Origin of the sequence: Enterobacter sp. BNK-22 (genome assembly GCF_048684805.1) — a bacterium.
In the GTDB taxonomy this organism is placed as follows: Bacteria; Pseudomonadota; Gammaproteobacteria; order Enterobacterales; family Enterobacteriaceae; genus Enterobacter; species Enterobacter quasiroggenkampii.
On the sequence record NZ_JBLQTT010000001.1, the window covers coordinates 126,915 to 145,971 of the forward strand.

A 19,057-nucleotide genomic window follows, 5' to 3' on the forward strand; every position below is an offset into this window, starting at 1 on the left:
GGCGGACGATCCGCCCGGTTCTCTCCTTGCAGGTTCCGTGTTAAACTCCATGCCGATTTTATGTCAGATCTGGTTGAGGTACTTCTGAACGGACCGGCACAGCTCTCTCTGCCACTCTATCTCCCTGACGACGAAACGTTTGCGAGTTTCTGGCCGGGTGATAACCCCTCTTTACTGGCTGCACTGCAAAACGTGCTGCGTCAGGAACACAGCGGATACATCTATATCTGGTCACGCGAAGGCGCGGGGCGCAGCCACCTGCTGCATGCCGCCTGCGCGGAGCTCTCTGCGCGCGGTGATGCGGTAGGCTATGTGCCGCTGGATAAACGAACCTGGTTTGTCCCTGACGTGCTTGAGGGGATGGAACATCTCTCCCTGGTCTGCATCGATAACATCGAATGCGTGGCGGGGGATGAGCCGTGGGAAATGGCGATCTTTAACCTCTACAACCGCATTCTGGAATCGGGCAAAACCCGGCTGCTGATCACCGGCGATCGTCCGCCTCGCCAGCTGAATCTGGGACTGCCGGATCTGGCGTCTCGCCTGGACTGGGGCCAAATCTATAAGCTTCAGCCGCTGTCGGACGAAGATAAGCTTCAGGCGCTACAGCTGCGCGCAAAGCAGCGCGGCTTTGAGCTGCCGGAAGACGTGGGCCGTTTCCTGCTGAAGCGGCTGGATCGCGAAATGCGTACGCTGTTTGACACGCTGGATCAGCTCGATCGCGCCTCCATTACCGCCCAGCGCAAGCTGACCATTCCGTTTGTGAAAGATATTCTGAAGCTATAGTTGTGCCGGGTGGCGGCTGCGCCTTACCCGGCCTACATATGGCACCCGTAGGCCCGCTAAGCGCAGCGCCACCGGGCGAAACCATCAGAGGATCTCGAGCACGTCTTCCGGCGGGCGTCCAATGCGCGCCTGGCCGTTCGCCACGACAATCGGGCGCTCAATCAGCTTTGGATTTTCAACCATCGCCTGTATCAGCTGAGCCTCGGAGAGACGGCTGTCATCCAGGTTAAGCGACGTATACAGATCTTCTTTCTTGCGCATCAGATCTCGCGCACTGCCCATGCCCAGCATATGCAGCAGTTGGCGGAGGGTCTGCGCGTCCGGTGGGGTGTCGAGGTACAGCACCACCTCCGGCTCCACGCCGTTAGACTTCAGCAGGCTCAGGGTATCGCGGCTCTTGGAGCAGCGCGGGTTGTGGTAAATTTTTACGGCGTCTGTCATGACGTGAATTCTCCTTGATTACATCTTCTCGTACGGCTTGAAGCGCTGCTGCAGGCCGCGAAGCTGATCGATACGCGCGTCGTATCGGGCCTGCTGGAGGCTGCCGAGTTTGACCTGCGAGCTGGCGCTACTGAGCGCGGAAATGGCCTGATCGAGGCGCCCCACCAAGGCAAAGCCTTCTGCGCGTGCCGCCAGCTCCTGATCGCGGTTGCCGAGCTGGGCTTCCGCCTGAGCGAGCAGATCCCAGCCGTTTTGATCGTCTTTATTATTAAAGGTGTAGCGGTTCAGGATGGTCGCCGCTTCACCCGGCTGGCCGCCCTGCAAGTAAGCATTCGCCAGGTTAAGCTGCAGCACCGGGTTGGTACGGACGTCTTTTGCCCCTTTCAGGCGGTTAATCGCATCGGCAGGCTTCTTCTGCCCCAGATCGATATCCGTTGACAGATCGAGGTACCACGGGTTGTTTGGGTCGGCAGCCAGAAGCGGCTGCAGCGCCTTACGCGCCTCGTCGTATTTGCTGGCTTCCATCGCCTGGAGCGCCTGACCATACTGCGCGGCGTTCTTCTCGCGCACGTTGCCTTTCGCCAGGGTATCCAGCAGGTCGCTGGTGAGCTGGTTACGCCCGGAATTGTACATCCCCAGCGTTCTCACCTTCGCCATGTAGAAATCCTGCGAAGACTGGACCACGACCGGGCGCATCTGGTTGGCACGGTTACGCGCGTCCGACAGACGGCTTTCAGGCAGCGGGTGCGTGAGCAAAATTTCCGGTGGACGGGAAGAATAACGCGCTTGATCGAGCAGTTTTTCGAGGAAGCTCGGCATGGCCTGCGGGTCAAAGCCTGAACGCTGTAACACCTGAATGCCGATGCGGTCTGCTTCCTGCTCGTTCTGCTGGGTAAAGCTGATCATCCCCTGGCGCGTTCCTGCCAGCGTACCGGTCAGCGCTGCCATCCCGGCCTGCGGGCTGGCCATCGCCAGCAGAATCGATCCCAGTGCGCCTACCCAGGTAAGGGGAGCGTTACGTTTCTGGTCTTCCATCGCACGCGCCAGGTGACGCTGCGTGACGTGCGAAATTTCGTGCGCCATCACCGAGGCCAGCTGGCTTTCGTTGTCTGAGTAACGGAATAACGCCGAATGCAGCACCACGTTACCGCCAAAGAAGGCGAAGGCGTTGATTTCGTCGTTATTAATTAAATAGAAATGGAAGGGGGTTCTGACCGAATCGGCGTGCGCCACCAGACGCATTCCCAACCCGTTTATGTACTGTACCAGCAAAGGGTCGTTAATCAGCGGGGCGCTGCCGCGCAGCTGGCGAACATAGTAATCCCCCATTTGCATCTCTTGCCCAATAGAGAGCGTGCTTCCTGCTGTGGTGCCCATGTCCGGCAATGTATCGGACGAGTCAGCAAAAGCGGGCAACACCTGACCGACCGTCACCGCGGCAATCAGTGTTGCAACCAGTGTTTTTCTCAATTGCCTGAACATAACCACTGTCCTGTATGTTGGATGTGCTAATTTGACCGATGAACCGGCATATCGTTCATCTCTGCTGCCCTGCGAGTGTAGCCGTGTTGTAGCATGAAGAAAATCCCATTCATCAGGCTTTTGCGGATTGCGATCGGGATACAAAAAGCGAAAGTCTTTTTTGTGACAGTTAGATACAATTCACCGTCTCACTCCCGCCATTCGATTCAGGGAAGGGTTGTATGCTCGAAATGTTAATGCAGTGGTACCGGCGTCGCTTCAGCGACCCGGAAGCCATTGCTTTGTTGGTTATTCTGGTTGCCGGGTTCGGTATCCTGTTCTTCTTTAGCGGTCTGCTCGCCCCTCTGCTGGTGGCGATTGTGCTGGCGTACCTGCTGGAGTGGCCCACGGCGCGCCTGGAACATATCGGCTGTTCCCGCCGCTGGGCGACCAGCATCGTGCTGGTGCTGTTTGTTGGCATCCTGCTGCTGATGGCCTTTGTGGTGATGCCGGTTGCCTGGCAACAGGGAATCAACCTGATCCGCGATATGCCCGGCATGTTGAACAAACTGTCTGATTTCGCCGCCACGCTACCGCGCCGTTATCCTGCGCTGATGGATGCCGGGATTATCGACGCGATGGCCGAAAACATGCGCGCCCGCATCATGACGATGGGCGATTCGGTGGTGAAGTACTCGCTGGCGTCCCTGGTCGGACTGCTGACACTGGCGGTCTACCTTGTGCTGGTGCCGCTGATGGTCTTCTTCCTGGTGAAAGATAAAGACCAGATGCTTAACGCCGTGCGCCGTATTCTGCCGCGCAACCGCGGGCTGGCGGGGCAGGTCTGGGAAGAGATGAACCAGCAGATCACCAACTACATTCGCGGCAAGGTGCTGGAGATGATTGTCGTGGGGGTCGCCACCTGGATTGGCTTCCTGATTTTCGGCCTGAACTACTCGCTGCTGCTGGCGGTGCTGGTGGGGTTATCGGTCCTGATCCCGTATATCGGCGCGTTTGTGGTGACCATTCCGGTGGTTGGCGTGGCGTTGTTCCAGTTTGGGCTGGGGACCGAGTTCTGGAGTTGTTTCGCGGTGTACCTGATTATTCAGGGGCTGGACGGTAACCTGCTGGTACCGGTGCTGTTCTCCGAAGCGGTAAACCTGCATCCGCTGGTGATTATCTTATCGGTGGTGATTTTCGGCGGGCTGTGGGGATTCTGGGGCGTGTTCTTCGCCATTCCGCTGGCAACGCTGATTAAAGCGGTCGTCCACGCGTGGCCGGATGTGCCGGCGGTAGAAGAGCAGTAAGTTTTGCCGGGTGGCGTTGCGCTTACCCGGCCGACTTATCCTTGTAGGTCGGGTAAGGCGAAGCCGCCACCCGACACTCACTTTCAGGCACTTTCTTTCAGCCAGTTCAACACCACGTCGTGGTGGTTGCTGGTTTTAAAGTCGTCAAACACGTGTTCAACTTTACCGTCAGCGTCAATCAGGAAGCTGATGCGGTGAATGCCGTCGTAGGTTTTACCCATAAACGTCTTCTCGCCCCAGACGCCGAACTGCTCGCAAACCTGATGATCTTCATCAGAAAGCAGCGTGAAGTTCAGCAGCTCTTTTTCAGCAAATCGTGACAGCTTTTCTGGTTTATCGGTGCTGATACCCAGCACTTCCACGCCGACTTTCTTCAACTCATCCATGTTGTCGCGTAAGCCGCAGGCCTGTACGGTGCAGCCGGGGGTCATGGCTTTCGGGTAGAAATAGACCAGAACACGCTGTCCCTGGAAGTCGGTCAAATTTACTTGCTCGCCGTCTTGATCCGGTAAGCTAAATTTCGGTGCGATGTCACCGGCTTTCAGTGGATTCATTACTCAACTCCATCCTGTTCGTGCTGCGAATAATTGACGACGCTTATACTGCCCTGCGCGTTTAATTCTGTACAGAGGGCTTTGAACGCTTGCTCGATATTTGACGCATCCTGTGATGCAGGACTGTGCGCGGTAATTTGAATAAAGAGCGTGGGAACCGTGCTTGCGTCCCCCGGCTGTGTGCGGGAAACGAGCTCGGCGATGTTCATCTGATGGCTGTCAAACAGCGCGGTGAAGCGCTCAATCAGATGCGGAGAATCAGGCACTTCAACCTGCACCCAGACGGTAGAAGGCATAGCCGGACGCGGTCGCGCGGTGGTGCGCTTCATGACGATCAGCAAGTCCAGCTCGGCGCCTTTCAGCGGCAGGGTCGATTCAATCAACGTGATGGCGTTCCATGTCCCGGAAAGCAACATAATGAATGTGAACTCTTCGCCGAGCATGGCCAGACGGCTGTCTTCGATATTACAGCCGCAGCTGCTTACGTGGCGGGTGATGGTGTTCACGATACCCGGCCTGTCGGCACCCAGCGCAGTGATAACCAGGTAATGTTGTGATGAGGTTGTCAAACCTGTTCTTCCTTTGCATGGTTAAGTCTTCCTAAGGAAAGCATAAAAAAAACATGCATACAACCGCCTGAGGGCCTCAGGTCGCTTGCTTTTATTACAGTTCCAAACGTACCATTGAGACTCTTGTTCGCACAGAGGATGGCTCATGTTCACGGGAAGTATTGTCGCGCTTGTAACACCGATGGATGAAAAAGGTAACGTCTGCCGGTCTAGCATGAAGAAGCTGATTGATTACCATGTCGCCAATGGAACCTCGGCGATCGTTTCGGTAGGGACTACCGGTGAATCTGCAACGCTGAGCCACGACGAGCACGGCGATGTGGTTATGCTGACCCTGGAACTGGCTGACGGACGTATTCCGGTCATCGCGGGCACAGGCGCGAATGCCACCGCAGAAGCGATCAGCCTGACTAAACGTTTTAACGACAGCGGCATTGTCGGCTGTCTGACGGTGACCCCTTACTACAACCGTCCCACTCAGGAAGGTTTGTTCCAGCACTTCAAAGCCATCGCTGAACATACTGACTTGCCACAAATTCTGTATAATGTGCCGTCCCGTACTGGTTGCGATATGCTGCCGGAAACCGTTGGCCGTCTCTCGGAAGTAAAAAATATTATCGGTATTAAAGAGGCGACAGGGAACTTAAGCCGCGTTCATCAGATCAAAGAGCTGGTTTCAGACGACTTTATCCTGTTGAGCGGTGATGATGCGACCGCGCTGGACTTTATGCAGCTCGGTGGTCATGGCGTGATCTCCGTAACGGCAAACGTTGCGGCGCGCGACATGGCTGAAATGTGCAAACTGGCCGCGGCCGGTCACTTTGATGAAGCGCGTGTCATCAATCAGCGTCTGATGCCGCTGCACAATAAATTATTTGTCGAACCCAATCCGATCCCAGTGAAATGGGCATGTAAGGAGTTGGGGCTTGTAGCAACCGACACGCTGCGTCTGCCAATGACACCGATTACCGACCACGGTCGTGATATCGTCAGGGCAGCGCTGAAGCATGCCGGTTTGCTGTAGAGTTTAGGGAGATTTGATGGCTTATTCAGTACAGAAGTCGCGCCTGGCGAAGGTTGCGAGTGTTTCGCTTGTTATGCTGCTCGCTGCCTGTAGTTCAGACTCGCGCTACAAGCGCCAGGTGAGCGGTGATGAATCCTATCTGGATGCGACCCCGCTTGCTGAACTTCACGCACCGGCTGGTATGATCCTGCCGATTCAGAACGGCGATTATAATATTCCCGTGACCAACGGCAGCGGCCTGGTCGGTAAAGCGCTTGATATTCGTCCACCAGCACAGCCTCTGGCGCTGGTTAACGGGGCGCGTACCCAGTTCACCGGTGATACCGCGTCTCTGATGGTTGAGAGCGCGCGCGGTAGCACGCTGTGGCCACAGGTTGTCAGCGTCATTCAGTCGAAGAACTACACCATCGATAAACGCGATGACGCCAGCCAGACGTTAACCACCGACTGGATCGAATGGAACCGTCTGGATGAAGATCAGCAGTACCGCGGTCGCTATCAAGTCTCCGTAAAACCACAGGGTTACCAGCAGGCGGTCAACGTTAAGCTGTTGAACCTGGAGCAGGCGGGTAAACCGGTTGCGGATGCCTCGTCCCTGCAGCGTTACAGCACCGAAATGCTGAACGTGATTGCCGCAGGTCTGGATAAAACCGCGACCGATGCCGCCAACGCCGCGCAGAGCCGCAACGGTGTAACCTTCGATGTCCAGAGCGGCGCGGATGATACCGGCCTGCCAATGCTGGTGGTGCGCGCACCGTTTAACCAGACCTGGCAGCGTCTGCCAGCGACGCTGGAAAAAGTGGGCATGAAAGTCACTGACAGCACCCGCTCAACCGGCAGCATGACGGCAACCTATAAGCCGCTCTCCGACAGCGCGTGGCAGGAACTGGGTGCGAAAGATCCTCAGCTTGCCTCCGGTGACTACAAAATTCAGGTCGGTGACCTTGATAACCGCAGTAGCCTGCAGTTTATCGATCCAAAAGGTCACACGCTGACCCAGTCGCAGAACGATGCGCTGGTCGCTGTCTTCCAGGCAGCATTCAGCAAATAAATACGAGGGCTGGTGAATCCAGCCCTTTTTATTTTCGTGCTACGCAAACGTGTGCGTGGCATAATATCCCCAGTTTTGAACACAAATCATCACACCAGGAGTAATGAAGATGCAGAAGCAAGCTGAGTTGTATCGTGGCAAAGCGAAGACCGTATACAGCACGGAAAACCCGGATCTGTTGGTGCTCGAGTTCCGCAATGATACGTCAGCAGGGGATGGCGCACGCATTGAGCAGTTCGATCGTAAAGGCATGGTGAACAACAAGTTCAACCACTTCATTATGACCAAACTGGCCGAAGCGGGTATCCCGACTCAGATGGAAGCGTTGCTGTCCGATACGGAATGTCTGGTGAAAAAACTGGATATGGTTCCGGTTGAGTGCGTTATTCGTAACCGTGCGGCGGGCTCCCTGGTGAAGCGTCTGGGCATTGAAGAAGGTATCGAACTGAATCCACCGTTGTTCGATCTGTTCCTGAAAAACGACGCCATGCACGACCCGATGGTCAATGATTCCTACTGCGAAACCTTCGGCTGGGTGAACAAAGAGAACCTGGCGCGCATGAAAGAGCTGACCTACAAAGCCAACGACGTGCTGAAAAAATTGTTTGATGACGCGGGCCTGATCCTCGTCGACTTCAAGCTGGAGTTTGGTCTGTTCAAAGGCGAAGTGGTGCTGGGCGATGAGTTCTCACCGGACGGCAGCCGCCTGTGGGACAAAGAAACCCTGGATAAAATGGACAAAGACCGTTTCCGTCAGAGTCTGGGTGGCCTGATTGAAGCCTACGAAGCGGTTGCTCACCGTTTAGGCGTTAAGCTCGACTAACTCCCTCACTTGCCAAAGGATGTTCGCATCCTTTGGCGTCTTACCTTTGTTTCCTATGGTAATCTTGTCGTTAACCGCCTACGATCATAGCTATTATAAATGGAATAGTTCGAGGTGGTTATGCGCTGGCAAGGGCGTCGTGAAAGTGACAATGTAGAAGACAGACGCAGTGATGGCGGCGGCGGTCCTTCCATGGGGGGACCCGGCTTCCGCTTACCCAGCGGCAAGGGCGGTATTATCCTGCTGATAGTGGTGCTGGTCGCGGGGTATTACGGCGTCGATCTCACCGGGTTAATGACCGGTCAGCCGCTGCAACAGCAGCAGCATTCTCAGCGCTCCATCAGCCCGAATGAAGATGAAGCGGCCAAATTTACCTCGGTGATCCTCGCCACAACGGAAGATACGTGGGGTCAGCTGTTTGAGAAGATGGGTCGTACCTACCAGCAGCCAAAGCTGGTGATGTACCGGGGCGCAACCCGCACCGGATGCGGCACCGGACAGTCCGTGATGGGGCCGTTCTACTGCCCGGCGGACGGCACCGTCTATATCGATCTCTCCTTTTACGATGACATGAAACGCAAGCTTGGCGCTGACGGCGATTTTGCCCAGGGCTATGTGATCGCGCATGAAGTCGGCCATCACGTGCAAAAGCTGCTGGGGATTGAGCCAAAAGTGCGCCAGCTGCAGCAAAATGCGTCGCAGGCTGAAGTGAACCGCCTGTCCGTCAAAATGGAGCTGCAGGCGGACTGCTTCGCGGGCGTCTGGGGCCACAGCATGCAGCAGCAGGGCGTGCTGGAATCCGGCGATCTTGAGGAGGCGCTGAATGCCGCTCAGGCGATCGGTGACGACCGTCTTCAGCAGCAGAGCCAGGGGCGCGTCGTGCCGGACAGCTTCACCCACGGTACCTCACAGCAGCGCTACAGCTGGTTTAAACGCGGTTTCGACAGCGGCGACCCGGCGCAGTGTAATACCTTCGGCAAAGCGATGTAATGCTGGCGTTTGATCAGCTGATACGCGAGCTTGAGCGCACCGGCCATCGTCGGCTGGTGGTGCTCAGCGGCGAGGCGCAGTGGACGTTGAGTCAGGCGACTGACCTGCGTAATACCCTGCCGGGAGACTGGCTGTGGCTGGATGATAATCCCTCTAAAGCCCTCAGCGGATTGCTGGGACGCGAATATCGGCATGCTGTCTTTGACGCGCGCGCCGGGTTTGACGTCTCAGCCTTCGCCGCGCTCAGCGGGACGCTGCGCGCCGGAAGCCTCCTGGTACTGCTGGTCCCTCCGCTTGCTGACTGGGCCGACAGGCCAGACAGCGATTCTTTGCGCTGGAGCGACAGCGCGGAGCCGATCGCCACTCCACACTTTGTGCACCACTTCTGCCGGACGCTTGCCGCCGATCCGGATGCGATTGTCTGGCAGCAGCATCGCCCCTTGTCCGTTCCCGTTGCGCCGGATTTACCCGCCTGGCAGCCTGCCAGCGGCGCACCGCAGCGCGAGCAGGCGGAGATCCTCGACGCGCTTCTGACCATGCCTGCGGGCATTGCCGCGGTAACGGCACCGCGCGGGCGCGGAAAGTCAGCCCTGGCGGGGATGCTGCTCAGTAACATTCAGGGGAGTGCGGTGGTCACGGCACCGGCTAAAGGGGCAACGGATGTCATTGCGCGCTTCGCGGGCCAGCATTTTCACTTTATGGCCCCGGATGCGCTGCTGGCCTCCGCGCTGCAGGCCGACTGGCTGATTGTAGATGAAGCGGCTGCCATCCCGGGCCCGCTGCTGGAGAAGCTGGTCACGCGCTTTCCGCGCGTAGTGTTAACCACCACGGTGCAGGGCTATGAAGGGACGGGCAGGGGTTTCCTGCTGAAGTTTTGCGCCCGTTTTAGCGGACTGCGGCATTATGCCTTATCGACCCCCATTCGCTGGGCTGCCGGATGTCCGCTTGAGCGGTTCGTGGCGAATGCTCTGTTATTTGATGATGCGCTTATCGACCGCAAACCGGAAGGCGATGTGCGTATAACGCCGCTGGCGCCGCGGATGTGGGAGAGCGACCCGGCACGCGTGGCAAGCGTTTATGAACTGCTGTGTGCTGCACACTACCGCACGTCACCGCTCGATTTACGCCGGATGATGGACGCGCCCGGACAGCACTTTGCTGTTGCCGGGACGGAGGCAGAGATTGCAGGCGCGCTCTGGCTGGTGGAAGAGGGCGGGTTGTCCCCTGAGCTTAGCCGCGCCGTGTGGGCGGGATACCGGCGTCCACGCGGGAATCTCGTGGCGCAGTCTCTGGCGGCACACGGCGGATCGCCACTCGCGGCAACGCTGAAAGGGCGACGGGTTAGCCGCATTGCGGTTCACCCCCTGCGCCAGCGGGAAGGCATCGGGCAACGGCTTATCCGTAGCGCCCGCGGGGAAGATTATCTGTCGGTGAGTTTTGGCTACACCGACGAACTGTGGCGTTTCTGGCAGCGGTGCGGGTTTGTGCTGGTGCGGATGGGGAGCCATCGGGAAGCCAGCAGCGGCTGCTACACGGCGATGGCGCTGCTGCCGCTGAGCGAGGCAGGGCATCGGCTGTGCGCGCAGGAACATCAGCGTTTGTGCCGGGATATGCGCGTCCTGTCGGCCTGGAACGGTGAAAAGATCCCGGTGGACGACGGCTGGGAAGCTACCCTTAATAGTGATGACTGGCGGGAGCTGGCGGGGTTTGCTTTTGCCCATCGCGCGTTTTCAACCTCGGTTGCCGCCCTGACGCGGTTGTTGCTCACCGTTGATATGCCGCTTCCGGCCCTGCGGGGGAAAATGGCAGGGAAAACGGATGAGGTCGGGCGAAAAGCGTTGCTGGCCAAGCTGCGCAGTGAAACCGCGCAAGCGCTTGAAAGCCTTGATTATCCCCGCTGCCAGCAGTTGAAGGACGCCATTTTGCAATGGCAATTTTTTCAATGACTTCTTCAGTAAAGTGGCATGGTCATTCCCGCCGGGAGGCGTAGAATCCAGGTCATCTATTAAGGAGACCACCATGAAACATGACCATTTTGTTGTTCAAAGCCCTGACAAACCGGCTAAACAGTTACTGCTTCTGTTTCATGGGGTTGGCGATAATGCCGTCAATATGGGTCAGATTGGCAGCTGGTTTGCGCCCGTTTTCCCCGACGCGCTGATTGTAAGCATCGGGGGCGTAGAGCCATGCGGCCCGAACGGGCGCCAGTGGTTCTCGGTTCAGGGCGTGACGGAAGAGAACCGTCAGGCGCGCATTGATGCCATCATGCCGACCTTTATCGAGGTCGTCCGCTACTGGCAGCAGCAGAGCGGCGTAGGAGCCGATGCGACCGCGCTGATTGGCTTCTCGCAGGGGTCAATCATGTCGCTGGAAAGCGTAAAGTCGCAGCCAGGTCTGGTGTCACGGGTGATCGCGTTTAACGGTCGTTTTGCGACGTTACCGACAAGCGCAACCACGCAGACCACGATCCACTTAATCCACGGCGGTGAAGACCGGGTGATTGAACTCTCGCATGCGGTTGCTGCCCAGGAAGCGCTGATTCGGGAAGGTGGGGATGTGACGCTGGATATCGTTGACGATCTGGGCCACGCCATTGACGACCGCAGCATGCAGTTTGCGCTCGATCGTTTACGCTATACCGTACCGAAGCACTACTTTGATGAAGCGCTCAGCGGCGGTAAGCCGGATAACGATGATATTGTTGAGTTTATGTGAGGTTATCCCCTCTCCACAGGAGAGGGGATACAGACCGGTTACTTCTTCTGGTCTTTCTTCGGCCAGTCGTCGTCATCGTCCCACTTGTCGTTGAAATCACGGTGCGGGGGAAGATCCGGTTTGTTGGCGAGAAATTTTTTATGGTCCACGCGCTTAAGGTCTTTAATCACGTTAAGCAGTACGCCGACCAGAAAAACCAACACCAGAACCCACCAGTACTTTGAAAGCCAATCCATTCGCTATTCCTCTCAGAGCGTTCGTCAGGCGACGATTTGCTCCATAATACGTTGATACATACGGGCCAGCAGTTGTAAATCTGCCGCATTGACACACTCATTTATTTTATGAATGGTTGCGTTCACTGGCCCCAGTTCGACAACCTGAGCACCCATACGGGCGATAAAGCGTCCGTCTGAGGTACCACCCGTTGTCAGCAGCTGTGGCTTAATTTCATTATAGTGCTCGATGGCGTTCACCACCGCATCCACCAGTTTGCCACGCTGCGTCAGGAACGGCTGGCCGGAAAGCCACCACTCCACGGTATAGCGCAGCTGATATTTTTCCAGCAGGGCGATAACGCGCGCCTTGATCATCTCATCGGTCAGTTCCGTGCTGAAGCGGAAGTTGAACTGGACGAAATAATCCCCCGGGATCACGTTATTGCTGCCGGTCCCGGCCTTGACGTTTGCTATCTGCATGCTGGTCGGCGGGAAGAACTCGTTGCCCTTATCCCACTCAATCGCCACCAGCTCGCTCAGCATTGGCGCGGCGCGGTGAACCGGGTTATCGGCGAGATGCGGGTAAGCGACGTGGCCCTGAACGCCGTGAATGGTCAGGTTACAGGTCAGCGAGCCACGGCGTCCGTTTTTGACGACGTCACCCACCACTTCGGTGCTGGACGGCTCACCGACCAGACAGTAGTCGAGACGCTCGTTGCGTGCCATCAGCGCTTCAACGACCTTCACGGTACCGTTGTGCGCGCTGGCTTCTTCGTCGGAGGTGATCAAAAACGCGAGACGGTTTTTGTGGTTCGGATGCTGCGCCACAAAGCGCTCTGCCGCCACGACCATCGCCGCCAGGGAGCCTTTCATGTCTGCCGCGCCGCGACCAAACAACATGCCATCGCGAATGGTCGGCTCAAACGGCGGGTTAATCCAGCGATCCGCGTCACCGGCAGGAACGACGTCAGTATGCCCGGCGAAGGCCAGCGTTTCGCCCTGTCCGCGCCACGCCCAGAAGTTCTGGGTATCGCCAAAATCCATGCGTTCAACGGTAAAACCGATGGCGCGCAGGCGTTCAATCATAAGAGCCTGACAACCTGCGTCGTCCGGGCTAAGGGAAGGACGGCGAATAAGCTGCTGAGTCAGCTCAATGACCGGGCATGACATAAACTACACCTCAACGAAAAAAGTCGGAATAAAGGGTTTCACTGAAACCCAGCAGCATAGGCTGCCCTGGCGCGCAGAGCAATGGGCGTTTGATAATTGCCGGCATCTCGAGCATCAGTTTTGCCGCGCTGTCGGCATCTTTGATGCTGGCGCGCAGAGAGTCGTCCAGTTTACGCCAGGTGGTACCGCGGGTGTTCAGCAGGGCTTCCCAGCCCAGTTCGCGAATAGCGCTATGCAGAAATTCTGCATCGAGCCCATCGGCACGGTAATCGTGGAAGCGGTACTCTACGCTGTTAGCGTCCAGCCAGCGGCGGGCTTTTTTGATGGTGTCGCAATTTTTAATGCCGTACATCACAACCATGGTGAATCCTTTTGATGTTCTGATAATTAAATGTTCAGTAAATTCGAAGATATATCCTTAAGTGGAATATAACACATTCAGGAATTGTCTGGATTAATGCGCCTGCTTAATTCGACTCACAACTGTACGCTGAATATTCTTTCATCATTTAAGCATAGATGTCCATAAACTTTAAAAACCCAATAAACTCAGCCAATAAAATAAAACTCACCCGTTCGTAGGGTTATTTCAAAATATTGCTGGCCGTCACAAAAAATTGAGGGCTCTCCGTTCATATTTATCATAAATCCCCGCAGGACGTGGGGTACAATCACAGCAATTGGTTAAATAGTCTTCACAATGATGGTACGTTTTTGTAGAATGCGCATAATAATAAGAGAGGTTGTTATGATTGAACGTGAACTGGGGAACTGGAAAGATTTTATCGAAGGCATGCTTCGTAAATGACATTCAGTAAGAATTGCAAGAGCACTAAAATAAGTAAAATAACCATAGTGTGAATTAATCACACAGTAAAAAGGCGGCCGATAAAGCCGCCTTTTTTTATTTCAACCACTTACTCAGGACGTTCCTTTAGCGGGAAGCGGCGACGCACCAGCACAAAGAACAGCGGAACGAAGTAAATGGCCAGGATGGTGGCCGAAATCATGCCCCCCATCACCCCCGTGCCGACGGCATGCTGGCTGCTGGAACCTGCGCCAGTGCTGGTCGCCATCGGCAGCACACCAAAAATAAACGCCAGTGATGTCATCAGGATTGGACGCAGGCGCTGACGGCAAGCGTGCAGCGTGGCGGCCATCAGCTCGTGGCCTTTGGCATTCATCTCGTTGGCAAACTCAACGATCAGAATGGCGTTTTTCGCCGATAGCCCAATGACGGTGAGCAGGCCCACCTGGAAGTAAACATCGTTCTCCAGGCCGCGCATCCAGGTCGCGAGCAGCGCACCGATAACCCCAAGGGGCACGACCAGCATGACCGAGAACGGGACCGACCAGCTCTCATACAGAGCGGCAAGGCAGAGGAAGACCACCAGCAGCGAGAGCGCGTAAAGGGCGGGGGCCTGCGCCCCTGAGAGACGCTCCTGGTAAGACATGGCCGTCCACTCGAGACCAAAACCGGCGGGCAGCTGTTGCACCAGTTTTTCCATGGTGTCCATGGCGGTACCGGTGCTGACGCCCGGCGCGGCTTCCCCGACGATTTCAACCGCAGAATAGCCGTTATAGCGTTCCAGGCGTGGCGATCCGCTCTCCCAGTGCGAACTGGCAAAGGCGGAGAACGGCACCATGCCGCCAGCATTATTTCTGACAAACCAGCGGTTAATATCATCCGGCAGCATGCGGAACGGCGCGGCGGACTGGACATACACTTTTTTCACGCGGCCGCGATCCATAAAGTCATTCACATAGCTCGACCCCCACGCCGTTTGCAGGGTGTCGTTGATATCGTTGATCGAGACGCCCAGCGCCTGCGCCTTACGCTGGTCGATATCCACCTGAAGCTGCGGGCTGTCGTCGAGGCCGTTATGGCGAACGCGGGTCAGGCCAGGATCGTTGCCTGCCAGCGCTAACAGCTTATCGCGTGCCGCCATCAACGCCGTGTGGCCCGCACCAGCGTGATCCTGCAGCTCCATATCGAACCCGGCGGAACTGCCCAGCCCGCTTATCGCCGGCGGACTGCTGGCAAAGACGCGCGCCTCTTTGATGTGCGCAAAGGCTTTTGTCGCACGTTCGATGATGGCAAACGAGGTGCCCGTCCGGGTATCGCGCTCGTCCCAGTCCTTCAGGCGAACAAACATGCGGGCGACGTTCTGCCCGTTACCACCCGGGCCGGAGCCGACGGTGGAGAAGACCGACACAACGTTATCTTTCTCTTTGGTGAAGAAGTACTGTTCCACTTTCTGCACCACTTTCAGCGTCTGCTGCTGCGTTGCGCCGCTCGGAAGCTGCACCGAGGTGGTGAACATCCCCCGGTCTTCCATCGGCAGGAACGAGGTGGGCAGGTGCAGGAACAGCCAGACCATGCCGCCCAGCAGCACAACGTAAATCATCATCCAGCGCAGGCTGCGGTGCAGTACGCGACCAACGGCAGATTCATAGCGCGCGGCGTTGCGGTTGAACATGCGGTTAAACCAGCCGAAGAACCCTTTCTGCCCGTGATGCTCTCCTTTGTGCAGCGGTTTCAGAATGGTGGCGCACAGCGCGGGGGTGAGGATCAGCGCGACCAGCACCGAGAGCACCATCGCCGAGACGATGGTGATCGAGAACTGGCGGTAAATCGCCCCGGTGGTGCCGCCAAAGAAGGCCATCGGGATAAAGACGGCCGACAGCACCATCGCAATCCCGACCAGCGCCCCCTGAATTTGCCCCATGGACTTGCGCGTCGCCTGGCGCGGAGAGAGCCCTTCTTCGCTCATGATGCGCTCGACGTTTTCAACCACCACGATGGCATCATCCACCAGAAGGCCGATTGCCAGCACCATCGCAAACATCGTCAGGGTATTAATGCTGTACCCGAAGGCGTAGAGCACCGCAAAGGTCCCCAGCAGCACCACGGGGACGGCAATGGTGGGGATCAGCGTCGCGCGGAAGTTTTGCAGGAACAGGTACATGACCAGGAACACCAGCGCGATGGCTTCGAGCAGAGTCTTCACCACGTCTTCAATGGAGGCTTTTACGAAGGAGGTGGTTTCATAGGCGACTTTGTACTCCAGCCCGTGCGGGAAATACTGCGACAGCTCGTCCAGACGGTCTAACACCAGTTTTGCCGTCGCCATTTCGTTCGCGCCGGAGGCCAGCTTAATCCCCAGACCGGAGGCCTGATTGCCGTTAAAGCGGCTCAGGTAGTCGTATTTCTCCGCCCCCATTTCCACCGTGGCGACATCGCCGAGACGCACTTCCGACCCGTCCTGATTCACGCGCAGGGTGATATTGCGGAACTGGTCCGGCGTCTGCAGTAGGGATTGCGAATTAATGGTGGCGTTCAGGGCTTGCTTATCAACGGAAGGCGTTCCCCCCAGTTGCCCTACGGCAATCTGGGCGTTCTGGGCTTTGATAGCATCCGTCACGTCGGTTGCCGTCATCTGGTAGCTGTTCAGCTTATTGGGATCGAGCCAGATACGCATGGAGTATTGTGAGCCGTAGGCGTCGATATCCCCGACGCCGTTAATCCGGCTGATGGGATCCTGAATATTACTGGCGACGTAGTCCGCGATGTCCTGTTTATCCATCGAGCCATCTGTCGAGACAAACGCGATGGTCAATATGTTGGTATCGCCGGTTTTACGCACGGTCACGCCCTGGTTTTGCACCGCCTGGGGCAGCTTGCGCATGGCCGACTGCAGCTGGTTTTGGACCTGCTGCACCGCTTCGTCCGGGTCGGTGCCCGCCTTAAAGCTCAGGGTGACCGTCGCCTGTCCCGTGGCGCTGCTTTGCGAGGACATGTACATCAGGTTATCCAGACCCGTCATGTTCTGCTCGATAACCTGCGTCACGGTATTTTCCAGCGTCTGTGCCGACGCGCCGGGGTAGTTTGCGGTGACGCGCACGTTCGGCGGTGCCAGGTCGGGGTATTGCTCAACGGGAAGTGAAGTAATCGCCAGGACGCCTGTCAGACACAACAGGATGGCAAGCACCCAGGCAAAAATGGGGCGATCGATGAAAAAATTCGCCATGAAAGTGTGACCTCGTTTTGCTGCACGTCATTATTGTTTATTGCCCGCATAACTTTAGCGGTAAGGCCCAGGTCAAACGTGGAGAAATAAAGGAGATAGTGTAAATTATCATGCGCTTTTCCCTGCGCTTCCCTCTTTACCGTTATTTACCCGTTAACGGCGCGGGCGCCGGGAACGTCACGGTGACCAGCGTGCCGCCGTTTTGCGGCTGTGAAAAGAGCAGCACTCCTCCTAGCCGCTGCGCGCGTTCGCGCATAATGTTCAGCCCGTAATGTCCCGGCGGCTCGCTGGCTTCGCCAATCCCGATGCCGTTGTCGCGAATGCTGACGCTGTGCGTACCGTCCGCTGCGGTCACGCAGCTGACGGTGATTTCGCTCGCCTGCGCATGCTTAATGGCGTTCAACACCGCCTCACGCACGATCTGCAGCAAATGCACCTGCTTTTGCGCGTCCAGCGCCAGCGAGGAGAGGCGGCAGTCGAGATGCAGTTTCGCCTGCGTCTGACTCTGCAGCACGTCGAGGGACTCCTGCAGCGCCGCGGGTAAATTCGCATGGTTCAGCGTCAGTCGGAAGGTAGTCAGCAGCTCGCGCAACTGCTGCCAGGCATTGTTCAGCTCGCGGGAGAAGTCGGTGATAATGGCCTGCGCTTGGGTATTTTCTTTCGGCACGGCGCGTTTGAGCAGCGCAAGCTGAATGCGCAGATACGACAGCACCTGCGCCAGCGAATCGTGCAGCTCGCGGGCAATGGTGGCGCGCTCTTCCATCAGCAGCAGCTGCTGGTAATGCTTTTGCGCCTGGTTAAAGTACAGCCCGCGTCCGAGCATGGTCGCCACGCTTCTCATCAGCGGAAGGGGGACGCTGTCCGCCTCGCTTTGCCAGCGCAGCTCGCCATAGAGCGTGTCCTGCATCAGTACCGGCAGGTTTTGCAGAGGGATACCCTCAGCCTCCGTCCCTTCACACAGCCGCCAGTCGTCGCTGGTGCGCAGTTCCAGATAATTCATCTGCGTATAGTCATGGACAATCTGCAGGATATGCCGGAAACAGTGGCTGTCTATCTGGCCGGTATTGAGCGCCTGCGAGCACTTGAACAGCATGTCGAGCTGCTGGTGGGCTTCGTGCAGGTGCCGCGTCTTTTCCGCAACCGAGGCTTCGAGCGAACGGTAGAGCGTATCGAGCTCGGCTGACATGTGGTTAAAGGCGCGCGAAAGCTGGCCCAGCTCGTTCGGCAGGGCGCTATCCGGCGCAGGAGTGGCAAATTCGCCGCGCTCAATGCGTTCGCTGGCCGCCACCAGGTTATTCAGCGGCAGCACCACCTGACGACGGATGCGTCGCAGGGTAAACAGCGTCAGCAGCAGGATCCCGAGTGCGCCAGCCAGCGAGAGCAGGGTGACCGTCTGAATTTTGTGTTCGGTGTAGTGCTGGAGGGCGAGCACAAAGGCATCAATGCGGCCGACAAAATCTTCAATATTACGTTGATACCACGCGCTGTCGCCGCGGGCGATGCGCGCATCCATCTCCTGCCAGGCCACATGCAGCTGCTGATAGCGTGCTTTCACATTGTCCGGGACGTACCAGCGGTTCAGCTTCTGCAGGGCAGGCGCGCCGAGCGTCTGTTGCCAGCTCTCACGATGTGCCGCAAGGGAAGGGCTGTTGCGCTGCATCTCGTAGCCCAGACGATAGCTCTGCATGCGCAGTGAGCCAGCGATGTTGATGGCTTCGGCATCGCGCTGGCTGCTGGCCAGCGTCAGCAGCGCGACGGTGCTGCTGAGCACGGATAGGGCAATGATCGAAAAGAAAGCCCAGGCAAGGCTTCCGGAAACGGGTCGTTTAACGGTCACAGAACGGCTCTCTGAATAAAATTGATCTGCCACAGGTTCACTGGAAATAATTGGGCGTTCAGGGCATTTGAACATTGCCC

At 57.1% G+C, this 19,057-nt stretch carries 18 protein-coding genes; 9 read left to right on the forward strand and 9 right to left on the reverse strand.

All coding sequences use genetic code 11. The features are described from left to right. The first annotated feature begins 84 nt into the window (after positions 1-84). Positions 85-786: a DnaA inactivator Hda gene (locus ACMGGE_RS00560; protein WP_213014348.1), complete on the forward strand. Its 702-nt coding sequence runs from the start codon at positions 85-87 to the stop codon at positions 784-786. An 84-nt stretch (positions 787-870) separates the two neighbouring features. On the opposite strand, the gene arsC is transcribed toward ACMGGE_RS00560, so the two are convergent. After that, positions 871-1,227: an arsenate reductase (glutaredoxin) gene (gene arsC, locus ACMGGE_RS00565; protein ID WP_032675303.1), complete on the reverse strand. Its 357-nt coding sequence runs from the start codon at positions 1,225-1,227 to the stop codon at positions 871-873. Positions 1,228-1,245: 18 nt separating this feature from the next. After that, a complete protein-coding gene (gene bepA, locus ACMGGE_RS00570) occupies positions 1,246-2,709 on the reverse strand; it encodes a beta-barrel assembly-enhancing protease (protein ID WP_045908582.1) in 1,464 nt (487 codons plus the stop codon). A gap of 221 nt (positions 2,710-2,930) precedes the next feature. Here bepA and ACMGGE_RS00575 point away from each other — a divergent pair, with 221 nt between their 5' ends. Continuing rightward, a complete protein-coding gene (locus ACMGGE_RS00575) occupies positions 2,931-3,995 on the forward strand; it encodes an AI-2E family transporter (protein ID WP_045908583.1) in 1,065 nt (354 codons plus the stop codon). Positions 3,996-4,078: 83 nt separating this feature from the next. Here ACMGGE_RS00575 and bcp read toward each other — a convergent pair whose 3' ends face one another. Both bcp and ACMGGE_RS00585 read right to left on the reverse strand, forming a co-directional pair. Beyond that, on the reverse strand, positions 4,079-4,549 hold the full coding sequence (gene bcp, locus ACMGGE_RS00580) for a thioredoxin-dependent thiol peroxidase (protein ID WP_008501635.1): 471 nt from the start codon (positions 4,547-4,549) through the stop codon (positions 4,079-4,081). Beyond that, the gene (locus ACMGGE_RS00585; RefSeq protein ID WP_023325845.1) at positions 4,549-5,118 is read right to left on the reverse strand and encodes a glycine cleavage system transcriptional repressor; all 570 of its coding nucleotides are present in this window, start codon (positions 5,116-5,118) and stop codon (positions 4,549-4,551) included. Before ACMGGE_RS00585 ends, bcp begins: the two co-directional genes overlap by 1 nt. Before the next feature lie 145 nt (positions 5,119-5,263). Between ACMGGE_RS00585 and dapA the strand changes: the two genes are divergently transcribed. The 6 genes from dapA (at position 5,264) to ypfH (ending at position 11,721) form a co-directional block, all read left to right on the forward strand. Beyond that, positions 5,264-6,142, forward strand: a complete 879-nt coding sequence (gene dapA, locus ACMGGE_RS00590) for a 4-hydroxy-tetrahydrodipicolinate synthase (protein WP_008501633.1) — start codon at positions 5,264-5,266, stop codon at positions 6,140-6,142. Positions 6,143-6,158: 16 nt separating this feature from the next. Beyond that, positions 6,159-7,193 carry an outer membrane protein assembly factor BamC gene (gene bamC, locus ACMGGE_RS00595; RefSeq protein ID WP_048029613.1) on the forward strand — a complete coding sequence of 345 codons (1,035 nt, stop codon included), beginning with the start codon at positions 6,159-6,161 and terminating at the stop codon, positions 7,191-7,193. A 109-nt stretch (positions 7,194-7,302) separates the two neighbouring features. Next, complete coding sequence (gene purC / locus ACMGGE_RS00600; RefSeq protein ID WP_008501631.1) at positions 7,303-8,016, forward strand: phosphoribosylaminoimidazolesuccinocarboxamide synthase; 714 nt, start codon at positions 7,303-7,305, stop codon at positions 8,014-8,016. Between the two features lie 120 nt (positions 8,017-8,136). Beyond that, a complete protein-coding gene (locus tag ACMGGE_RS00605) occupies positions 8,137-9,006 on the forward strand; it encodes a neutral zinc metallopeptidase (protein WP_028016137.1) in 870 nt (289 codons plus the stop codon). Further along, positions 9,006-10,952, forward strand: a complete 1,947-nt coding sequence (locus tag ACMGGE_RS00610) for a tRNA(Met) cytidine acetyltransferase TmcA (RefSeq protein ID WP_420293240.1) — start codon at positions 9,006-9,008, stop codon at positions 10,950-10,952. Before ACMGGE_RS00605 ends, ACMGGE_RS00610 begins: the two co-directional genes overlap by 1 nt. A gap of 73 nt (positions 10,953-11,025) precedes the next feature. After that, a complete protein-coding gene (gene ypfH, locus ACMGGE_RS00615) occupies positions 11,026-11,721 on the forward strand; it encodes an esterase (protein WP_420293241.1) in 696 nt (231 codons plus the stop codon). Positions 11,722-11,759: 38 nt separating this feature from the next. On the opposite strand, the gene ACMGGE_RS00620 is transcribed toward ypfH, so the two are convergent. The 3 genes from ACMGGE_RS00620 to ACMGGE_RS00630 are packed head-to-tail and all read right to left on the reverse strand — an operon-like array spanning position 11,760 to position 13,470. Then, positions 11,760-11,957: a YpfN family protein gene (locus ACMGGE_RS00620; RefSeq protein ID WP_008501627.1), complete on the reverse strand. Its 198-nt coding sequence runs from the start codon at positions 11,955-11,957 to the stop codon at positions 11,760-11,762. Between the two features lie 24 nt (positions 11,958-11,981). Next, positions 11,982-13,109: a succinyl-diaminopimelate desuccinylase gene (gene dapE / locus ACMGGE_RS00625; RefSeq protein ID WP_023294260.1), complete on the reverse strand. Its 1,128-nt coding sequence runs from the start codon at positions 13,107-13,109 to the stop codon at positions 11,982-11,984. Between the two features lie 10 nt (positions 13,110-13,119). Next, a complete protein-coding gene (locus ACMGGE_RS00630; RefSeq protein ID WP_023294259.1) occupies positions 13,120-13,470 on the reverse strand; it encodes an ArsC family reductase in 351 nt (116 codons plus the stop codon). A gap of 387 nt (positions 13,471-13,857) precedes the next feature. Between ACMGGE_RS00630 and ypfM the strand changes: the two genes are divergently transcribed. Continuing rightward, positions 13,858-13,917 (forward strand): protein YpfM, encoded by a 60-nt coding sequence (gene ypfM, locus ACMGGE_RS00635; protein ID WP_015572204.1) that lies wholly within the window; start codon positions 13,858-13,860, stop codon positions 13,915-13,917. Positions 13,918-14,026: 109 nt separating this feature from the next. On the opposite strand, the gene acrD is transcribed toward ypfM, so the two are convergent. Together acrD and narQ are read right to left on the reverse strand one after the other, a co-directional pair. Further along, the gene (acrD, locus tag ACMGGE_RS00640; protein WP_008501624.1) at positions 14,027-17,140 is read right to left on the reverse strand and encodes a multidrug efflux RND transporter permease AcrD; all 3,114 of its coding nucleotides are present in this window, start codon (positions 17,138-17,140) and stop codon (positions 14,027-14,029) included. A 142-nt stretch (positions 17,141-17,282) separates the two neighbouring features. After that, a complete protein-coding gene (gene narQ / locus ACMGGE_RS00645) occupies positions 17,283-18,977 on the reverse strand; it encodes a nitrate/nitrite two-component system sensor histidine kinase NarQ (RefSeq protein WP_343666372.1) in 1,695 nt (564 codons plus the stop codon). Positions 18,978-19,057: the final 80 nt, after the last annotated feature.

Bases quoted from the DNA above. Each gene is read 5' to 3' on its own strand.
- arsC (WP_032675303.1), bottom strand. From the start codon at position 1,227: ATGACAGACGCCGTAAAAATTTACCACAACCCGCGCTGCTCCAAGAGC.
- bepA (WP_045908582.1), bottom strand. From the start codon at position 2,709: ATGTTCAGGCAATTGAGAAAAACACTGGTTGCAACACTGATTGCCGCG.
- ACMGGE_RS00575 (WP_045908583.1), top strand. From the start codon at position 2,931: ATGCTCGAAATGTTAATGCAGTGGTACCGGCGTCGCTTCAGCGACCCG.
- bcp (WP_008501635.1), bottom strand. From the start codon at position 4,549: ATGAATCCACTGAAAGCCGGTGACATCGCACCGAAATTTAGCTTACCG.
- dapA (WP_008501633.1), top strand. From the start codon at position 5,264: ATGTTCACGGGAAGTATTGTCGCGCTTGTAACACCGATGGATGAAAAA.
- bamC (WP_048029613.1), top strand. From the start codon at position 6,159: ATGGCTTATTCAGTACAGAAGTCGCGCCTGGCGAAGGTTGCGAGTGTT.
- purC (WP_008501631.1), top strand. From the start codon at position 7,303: ATGCAGAAGCAAGCTGAGTTGTATCGTGGCAAAGCGAAGACCGTATAC.
- ACMGGE_RS00605 (WP_028016137.1), top strand. From the start codon at position 8,137: ATGCGCTGGCAAGGGCGTCGTGAAAGTGACAATGTAGAAGACAGACGC.
- ACMGGE_RS00610 (WP_420293240.1), top strand. From the start codon at position 9,006: ATGCTGGCGTTTGATCAGCTGATACGCGAGCTTGAGCGCACCGGCCAT.
- ypfH (WP_420293241.1), top strand. From the start codon at position 11,026: ATGAAACATGACCATTTTGTTGTTCAAAGCCCTGACAAACCGGCTAAA.
- ACMGGE_RS00620 (WP_008501627.1), bottom strand. From the start codon at position 11,957: ATGGATTGGCTTTCAAAGTACTGGTGGGTTCTGGTGTTGGTTTTTCTG.
- dapE (WP_023294260.1), bottom strand. From the start codon at position 13,109: ATGTCATGCCCGGTCATTGAGCTGACTCAGCAGCTTATTCGCCGTCCT.
- ACMGGE_RS00630 (WP_023294259.1), bottom strand. From the start codon at position 13,470: ATGGTTGTGATGTACGGCATTAAAAATTGCGACACCATCAAAAAAGCC.
- acrD (WP_008501624.1), bottom strand. From the start codon at position 17,140: ATGGCGAATTTTTTCATCGATCGCCCCATTTTTGCCTGGGTGCTTGCC.